The sequence below is a fragment of the Lactimicrobium sp. genome (genome assembly GCF_036453465.1).
In the GTDB taxonomy this organism is placed as follows: domain Bacteria; phylum Bacillota_I; class Bacilli_A; order Erysipelotrichales; family Erysipelotrichaceae; genus Bulleidia.
Genome location: NZ_JAZHUW010000027.1, coordinates 21,192 through 28,676 on the forward strand (window position 1 = coordinate 21,192; position 7,485 = coordinate 28,676).

Annotated in this window: 8 protein-coding genes; all 8 read right to left on the reverse strand. The window is 48.2% G+C overall.

The features are described 5' to 3' along the window. Positions 1-18: 18 nt before the first annotated feature. Genes SOI44_RS07520 through tsaE form a run of 8 tightly spaced genes read right to left on the reverse strand, consistent with a single transcriptional unit; the run spans position 19 to position 7,309 of the window. Positions 19-1,872, reverse strand: a complete 1,854-nt coding sequence (locus SOI44_RS07520) for an ABC-F family ATP-binding cassette domain-containing protein (RefSeq protein ID WP_331348593.1) — start codon at positions 1,870-1,872, stop codon at positions 19-21. After that, positions 1,872-2,717: a LicD family protein gene (locus tag SOI44_RS07525; RefSeq protein WP_331348594.1), complete on the reverse strand. Its 846-nt coding sequence runs from the start codon at positions 2,715-2,717 to the stop codon at positions 1,872-1,874. The genes SOI44_RS07520 and SOI44_RS07525 overlap by 1 nt, the downstream gene beginning before the upstream one ends. Before the next feature lie 17 nt (positions 2,718-2,734). Beyond that, on the reverse strand, positions 2,735-4,123 hold the full coding sequence (asnS, locus tag SOI44_RS07530) for an asparagine--tRNA ligase (RefSeq protein ID WP_331348595.1): 1,389 nt from the start codon (positions 4,121-4,123) through the stop codon (positions 2,735-2,737). A gap of 12 nt (positions 4,124-4,135) precedes the next feature. Then, on the reverse strand, positions 4,136-4,753 hold the full coding sequence (locus SOI44_RS07535; RefSeq protein ID WP_331348596.1) for a redox-sensing transcriptional repressor Rex: 618 nt from the start codon (positions 4,751-4,753) through the stop codon (positions 4,136-4,138). A 58-nt stretch (positions 4,754-4,811) separates the two neighbouring features. Then, positions 4,812-5,825: a tRNA (adenosine(37)-N6)-threonylcarbamoyltransferase complex transferase subunit TsaD gene (gene tsaD / locus SOI44_RS07540; RefSeq protein ID WP_331348597.1), complete on the reverse strand. Its 1,014-nt coding sequence runs from the start codon at positions 5,823-5,825 to the stop codon at positions 4,812-4,814. After that, positions 5,803-6,258: a ribosomal protein S18-alanine N-acetyltransferase gene (gene rimI, locus SOI44_RS07545; protein WP_331348598.1), complete on the reverse strand. Its 456-nt coding sequence runs from the start codon at positions 6,256-6,258 to the stop codon at positions 5,803-5,805. Before rimI ends, tsaD begins: the two co-directional genes overlap by 23 nt. A gap of 8 nt (positions 6,259-6,266) precedes the next feature. Next, positions 6,267-6,860: a tRNA (adenosine(37)-N6)-threonylcarbamoyltransferase complex dimerization subunit type 1 TsaB gene (gene tsaB, locus SOI44_RS07550; RefSeq protein WP_331348599.1), complete on the reverse strand. Its 594-nt coding sequence runs from the start codon at positions 6,858-6,860 to the stop codon at positions 6,267-6,269. Next, positions 6,857-7,309: a tRNA (adenosine(37)-N6)-threonylcarbamoyltransferase complex ATPase subunit type 1 TsaE gene (tsaE, locus tag SOI44_RS07555; RefSeq protein WP_331348600.1), complete on the reverse strand. Its 453-nt coding sequence runs from the start codon at positions 7,307-7,309 to the stop codon at positions 6,857-6,859. The genes tsaB and tsaE overlap by 4 nt, the downstream gene beginning before the upstream one ends. Positions 7,310-7,485: the final 176 nt, after the last annotated feature.

Here is a 7,485-nt window from a genome sequence, read left to right on the forward strand (position 1 = left end):
CAATAAAAAAAGAAGCTCTCATTCTTCCGAGAGCTCCTCCCAGTCTGCGTACATATGAGCAAGTTCATTATGAATATCATCAATGTGTGCATCCAGTTCATCCATCTTTGCCTGATCCTGATAGTACTCCGGCTCAAAGCGCAGAGCACGGTTGTCTTCCAGCTCCTGTTCTTTGGCAGTGATGGCCTTTTCCAATTGGGCGATCTGCCGGCGAATGGCCTCCGGATTTTTGGCTTTCTGGGTGCGCGGCTGCTGAACCTGTTTCACTTCTGCAGGCTTTTCTTCCTGAGCCTGCTTTCCTTCCATGTATTCCTGATAATTCTCATTCAGGAAATCTGCTTTGCCATCATGGAGCACCAGCATCTTTGTGGCAAGCTGTGAGATGAAATAACGGTCATGGGAAACAAACAGAATGGTACCTGTAAATCCGCGCAGGGCATCTTCCAATGCCTCTTTGCCCGGAATATCCAGATGGTTTGTCGGCTCATCCAGAATCAGCAGATTGCTGTGCTGCAGCATTAATTTTGCAAGTGACAGACGTACCTTTTCACCACCGGACAGTACATCAACAAGCTTGAAGACATCATCTGCAGAAAACAGGAAACGTCCCAGCACAGAACGGATGGCTGTGCGGTCCATATCGGGGTGTTCATCCCAGATCTCTTCCAGGACAGTTTTGCCGCTGGAAAACTGGGCAAGCTGCTGGTCGAAGTAGCCGATTTCAATCTGATGGCCAAACAGGTAAGAACCTCCGAGCTTGGGAACCAGATCCATCAGTGTCTTGACCAGAGTGGATTTACCGGTGCCATTGTCGCCAATGATGGCCACCCTGTCACCGCGCCGTATTTTCATTGTCACTTCAGCAAGCGGATGGTCATAGCCAATGACGAGCTTTTCCGTTTCCAGCACTTCTTCACCACCCTTGAGGCGCGGTGTGAAATCCGCGTGGAACTGCTTGTCATTGTGCTGCACTTCCTCTACCCTTTCCAGCCGGTCCAGATATTTCATTTTGGACTGGGCAAAAGCAGCTTTGTTTTTCTTATAGCGGAACTTCTCAATCAGCGTTTCCAGACGCTGAATATCCTTCTGCTGGCGGACATAGGCAGCCTGCTGGCGTTCCTGATCGTTCTTCTTCTGCTGAACATAGGAAGAATAATTGCCGGCATAGCGCTTCATTCTGCCAAATTCCATGTCATAGACAACTGAAACAACATGATCCAGAAACATCCGGTCATGAGAGACAACGACAACCGCACTGGGATAGTTCTTGACGTAGCCTTCCAGCCATTCGATGGCAGCCATGTCCAGATGGTTGGTAGGTTCATCAAGCAGAAGAATATCCGGTTTTGACAGAAGCAGGCGTACAAAGGCAATTCTGGTCTTCTGGCCTCCGGAGAATTCACCGATTTTTCTGTGCAGGTCTTCCAGCTGGAAGCCAAACCTGGTGAAGACGGTCTTCATCTCTGCTTCCCAGTTATAGCCGCCGCTGCGTTCAAACTTTTCCTGCAGGTCGGCATACTGGTTCAGCACTTTTTCATCGGGATTTTCTGCCATCTGTGTTTCCAGTGTTTCCAGCTGCTTCTGTAAAGCAAACAGAGGTGCATAGACTGCCCTTAGTTCCTGTTCCACTGTATTTTCATCATGATCAAGAACTTTCTGTGAAAGATAACCGATCGTCAGGCTGTTGGGACGGGATATATTGCCTTTGTCAAAATGATCTTCTCCGCACATGCAGCGCAGGAAGGTTGTTTTACCGCAGCCATTGCGGCCGACGATGGCAATCTTTTCAGTGCCGCGGATTTCAAACTGGACATCCTCAAAAACAGTATTGGCGCCAAAATCTTTGGCGCCATGACTTACCTGGTAAAGCATCAATCGTCCTCCTTTGGCAGGCGGATATCACGGATATGCTTGGCATACCGCTTGTTAACAGGAGGCAGCTGCATATATCCGGGACCTATTCCCATGGTCAGAAATTCATGAGGATGGGCTGCAATCGGCAGCTGGGTATCCTCAAAGGGAACATACTGTGTCGGGAAGATATCATCATATCGGAAAATGAATGGCTTGAACGGACTCTTCCAGACCCATGTCAGATCAAAGCCAATATAATCGCTGTGCTTCTTCTCACAGTGCCTGCCATAGGCATGGGCATTGTGCATGATAGCTTTCTTGATACCGATGGGATTGATATGGAAGACATTGTCCGCCACAACCTCCGGCACCATCAGTACATCATTGAGCAGACGGCGCGGCAGATCCTCAAACATATTCGGGGAAACATAGTCATAGACAAAGACATCCACAAAGATGCCGTCACAGCCTTCATAGCCTTTGCAGCGGTTGTCCAGCAGTGTATTGACTTCCTGCAGATAGGTTCCCTTCATGCGGATCTTCATCCCCGGAATCAGAACATTGTAGCGGTCATCTGTGGCAAAGCACTGGAAGACATACTTTTCCGGGCATTCCTTCTTCATGATTTCAATGAAGCGCTCAAAGTCAGAGCGCATCATGGCGATATCTGCATCATCATCCCACGGGATGAAACCTTGATGGCGCACAGCCCCAAGGGCACTGCCGCCATTGAGCCAGTAAGAAATGGAATGGCGCCGGCAGATGGCATCAATATCTTTCAGAATCACCAGAAGTACCTTCTGTACATCCCCGACGGTAATCTCTGAGCCATCCGGATTTTTCTTGACAACGTACTGTTCCATTTCTGCTCCTTTCGGTATTAATACATCAGATTGCGCGGTGTACGGGCGAACGGAATGACATCACGGATGTTTTCCATACCTGTAACATACATAATGAGTCTTTCAAAGCCAAGACCGAAGCCGGCATGCTGGCAGCCGCCATAGCGGCGCAGATCCAGATACCACTGGTAGTTGTCCAGATTCATGCCAAGTTCCTTCATGCGGTTCACCAGAACGTCAAGACGCTCTTCTCTCTGACTGCCGCCTACCAGTTCACCGACACCCGGTACAAGCAGATCAACAGCTGCGACGGTCTTGCCATCGTCGTTCTGACGCATATAGAATGCTTTGATATCCTTTGGATAATTGGTCAGGAACACCGGTCCCTTGACTACCTTCTCGCAAAGATAGCGCTCATGTTCTGTGTTGAGGTCCATGCCCCAGAAAATATTCTTATTCTCGAATTCATCCTTGTGCTTTTCAAGAATTTCAATGGCTTCTGTATAAGGCATCTGACGGAACTGTGAGGAGCGCACATGCTCGAGACGTTCAATCAGTGTCTTATCAATGCGTTCATTGAAGAACTTCATCTCTTCCTTGCAGTTGTCAAAGACATATGTAATGCAGTATTTCACCATGTCTTCAATGACAGCCATATCATAATCCAGATCTGCAAATGCCATCTCCGGCTCAATCATCCAGAATTCAGCCGCATGGGTTGTGGTATTGGAGTTTTCAGCACGGAACGTAGGTCCGAATGTGTAGACATCGCGGAATGCCATTGCATAGGCTTCAGCATGGAGCTGGCCGGAAACAGTCAATGAGGCATGCTTACCAAAGAAGTCCTTCTCCCAGTTGCCATCGGTACGGGTTGTGACCGTAAATGTTTCACCTGCACCTTCGGCATCATTGCCTGTGATCAGCGGTGTGTTGACATAGACAAAGCCCTGGTTCTGGAAGAATTCATGAATGGCCATTGCCAGACAGCTTCTGACTCTGAAGACAGCTTCAAAGGTATTTGTACGTGGGCGCAGATGTCCGATCTCACGCAGATATTCAAATGTGTGGCGCTTCTTCTGCAGCGGATAAGACGCATCACATGCACCTTCCAGATCAATCTCTGTTGCCTGTACTTCAAACGGCTGGCGGTTGTCTGGTGTCAGAACATAGCGGCCGATCACAGAGACTGCCGTACCTGTCAGATAGTGGGATACTTCCTCATAGTTGGACAGACTGTCTGCACTGTAAACAACCTGTGCATTGGCAAGATACGTACCGTCGTTCAAAGCGATAAACGAAACTGCCTTGCCACTGCGGTTGGAACGGATCCATCCCTGCAGCTGTACATATTCAACCTGATCTTTTTCAAGCTGTGATCCTTCAGCAGTCAGCTCATAGAGCTCACGCACACTCATTTCTGTTGGCATAATTCATTCCCCTTATTTTTCCATTAAATTGGCCTCAAACACCAGTTCCTGGATGGATGAGACAACATCTACCTGTTTTACAAAAACGCCGGCAGGCACTGAAAAGTGGTCCATTGCAAAGGACACAATGCCACGGATACCGTTGGCTACCAGCAGATCTACCGTTTCCTGCACACTCTGTGAAATACACAGGATGGCGATCCGGCATCCTTTAGGCATTTTCTCATGAAGATCCTTGATATCATACACGGGCACAGATGCCTTGATGTTCTGCGGTGCAATATCAAATGCACATACAATCTCACCAACGACATGGTTCCAGTTGTTGTAGTTCAGCAGAGCCTTGCCAAGATTTCCGGCACCGATCAGAATAATTTTTTCATCAAAGTTCACACCGAGCTGTTCCGAGAAAATACTGATGAGCTTGTCGACATCATATCCATATCCCTGCTTGCCCAGTTTGCCAAGAAAGCTGAAATCACGCCGGATTGTCGTTGATTCAATGCCGACATAATCCGCAAGCTCCTTGGACATAATGCGGTCGCAGCCATTGTTCTTCAGTTTCCGCAAAGCCTTCAGATAGACAGGATAGCGCTGTAATGTTGCCTTTGGTACTACATAATCTGTCATAATATCACCGCGGATATCATAACACTTTTTCAGCACTTTGTGAATTTATTATCGTTTTTCACTCACCTTCACCCGGCATTTCCAGACTTGGATCTGCTGAGGCGGTGAAGTCACCAAACAAATGGTGCTGATAAGCAACATAGCCTGCTGCACCAATCATGGCGGCATTGTCCGTGCAGTACTTGATACCCGGAATAATCAGTTTGACTTCCGGGAATTTTGTCATCTTTTCTTTCATCAGCTCACGCAGGCGGGAATTTGCGGCTACACCGCCAGCCAGAACAACTGTTTTCGGATGCAGATCCGCAACGGCATTCAATGTTTTCTCAACCATGGAGCCAAGTGCAGCTTCCTGGAAGGCATAGGCAACATCTTCCTTGATGATCGGATTGCCCTTTTTCTCTTCACGCTGGATCAGCTGTGATACAGCTGTTTTCAGGCCGGAGAAAGAGAAATCATATTTACCCTGTACGTGTGGTGTTGGCAGTGCATAGTGCGGATGGCCAAGCTTTGCCATCTTATCAATGACCGGGCCGCCCGGATATCCGGTGCCCAGCACACGTGATACTTTGTCATAGGCTTCACCGATGGCATCGTCCCAGGTTGTACCGATCACCTTGAAATCCCAGTCGTTCTTCATCCATACCAGCTGTGAATGGCCGCCGGAAATAACCAGAGCCAGCAGTGGAAATTCCAGCGTATCTACAAACCGGTTGGCATAGATATGGCCGGTCATATGATTGATCGGCACAAGCGGCTTATGGAATTCCCAGGCAAGTGTCTTGGCAGCCTGCACGCCGACATGCAGGGATCCGATCAGACCAGGTCCCTGTGTATAGGCAATGGCATCGATATCATCCATGGTGACGCCGCTTCTGCGGACAGCTTCATGAATGACTGCTGAAATATTTTCAACATGGATGCGGCTGGCAACTTCAGGCACAACGCCGCCATACAGTGTATGTACATTTATCTGACTTGAGACAATACTGGAAAGGATCTCACGCCCGTCTCGAACGACGGCACAGGCTGTCTCATCACAGCTTGTCTCAATTGCAAGAATCAGTGTCATTTGAACCTCCTACCGGCTTTACCATCAGCCAGGCATCTTCCCCGTCTGAATAGTAGCCTTTTCTCTTTGATGCTTTGATAAAACCATTTTTTTCGTATAAATGCACGGCGGCCTGATTGGACAGACGCACTTCCAGGCTCAGATATTCACATCCCTGCGCCAGAGACTGCGCACACATATGGTCCATGAGCAGCTGGCCAAGCCCCTGCCTCTGGCAGGAAGCGGATACGGCAATATTGGCAACCTGGGCCTGCTCATACATAATCCACAAATCACAATAGCCATTCACGATGCCATCATCATTTTCAATGACAAACAATCTGGCAAATGGATTTTCATGAAGCTCATACAGAAACTGCCTGCGGTCCCAGCAGTCACCCGGAAATAATTGTTCTTCCAGAGTGGTGACGGCATCGATATCCGCATCAACCATTGACCGTATCATTTGACAAGATAAGCAGTGGATGGCTTCAGATATTCCGGCTTCACCAGATTGGTGTTAGCAGCCTTAACCCAATGATCTTTCAGGGCAAGGAAATTCTGGGCAAGATCCGGATAATAATCGTCACGTCCAAACAGATGGCCATCTCCCACAAGTTCAAGGTCATCGATCTGATCCTTCAGATCATCAACCATCACAATATGCGGTTTTTCCTCGTATTCTCCATCTTTCAGCACAGCGGTATATACACGGCCGCCGCGGGCATCCAGAACACATCTGGCATGGCGGCTGCCGCAATACAGCTGCAATGTGCCAATGGTATACAGAGGAAGATCCCGCATCACACAGAAAACCTTACCGATTGTCATGGCAATACGCACGCCTGTATAGGAACCAGGTCCTTCGGTTACAACAATCTGATCAATATCTTCAGTAGCGAGACCCTGACGGTCCATCATCGCCATCAATTCGGGAAAGATTTCCTCTGACTGCTGCTTCCAGCATTTCTTCTGCACAGCATCCAGAAGCTGATCATCTTTGATCAGAGCAAGAGCCAGGAAAACATGGCTTGTATCCATACACAATGTAATCATTTCAAATCCTCCAGCAGCTTCTCATATTCCGCACCTTCCGCATGAAATGTAAACCGGCGTGAATTCTCTTCCAGCAGCGAAATCGTCACTGTCATATGGCATGGCGGCACAAGCTGCGGTACATATTCACTCCATTCAATCACGGTAAGACCACCGTCATCAAGGAATTCGTCAAATCCAAGGTCCTGATGAACACCTTCAAGACGATAGGCATCAATATGATAAAGCGGCATCGTACCATGATAAATCTTCAGGATGTTAAAGGTAGGGCTTGTGACATTGCGTTTAATGCCAAGTCCCATGGCAATTCCCTGGGTCAGTGTAGTTTTACCTGCGCCAAGATCACCATCCAGTAAAAAAACCATGCCGGGCTTAGCAGCCAGTGCAATGCGGCGGCCAAGGTCATGTGTTTCATCTCTGGAATATGTTTCAATCGTTAATTCTTTCATACAAATAGCCTCACGCGTGCCCTATTATATTACGTTTTAATATTGTTTCCAGAGAAAATGCACAATGTTAAAGGCTTGCTGAAGGGAGGGCGAAAAAAAAGTGACTCTCAGGATGAGAATCACTCTTGCTAACCTGGCAGCGCGCTCTTTTTGCCGTAAGGCTATCTTCGCCGCGG

Bases quoted from the DNA above. Each gene is read 5' to 3' on its own strand.
- SOI44_RS07520 (WP_331348593.1), bottom strand. From the start codon at position 1,872: ATGCTTTACCAGGTAAGTCATGGCGCCAAAGATTTTGGCGCCAATACT.
- SOI44_RS07525 (WP_331348594.1), bottom strand. From the start codon at position 2,717: ATGGAACAGTACGTTGTCAAGAAAAATCCGGATGGCTCAGAGATTACC.
- asnS (WP_331348595.1), bottom strand. From the start codon at position 4,123: ATGCCAACAGAAATGAGTGTGCGTGAGCTCTATGAGCTGACTGCTGAA.
- SOI44_RS07535 (WP_331348596.1), bottom strand. From the start codon at position 4,753: ATGACAGATTATGTAGTACCAAAGGCAACATTACAGCGCTATCCTGTC.
- tsaD (WP_331348597.1), bottom strand. From the start codon at position 5,825: ATGACACTGATTCTTGCAATTGAGACAAGCTGTGATGAGACAGCCTGT.
- rimI (WP_331348598.1), bottom strand. From the start codon at position 6,258: ATGGTTGATGCGGATATCGATGCCGTCACCACTCTGGAAGAACAATTA.
- tsaB (WP_331348599.1), bottom strand. From the start codon at position 6,860: ATGATTACATTGTGTATGGATACAAGCCATGTTTTCCTGGCTCTTGCT.
- tsaE (WP_331348600.1), bottom strand. From the start codon at position 7,309: ATGAAAGAATTAACGATTGAAACATATTCCAGAGATGAAACACATGAC.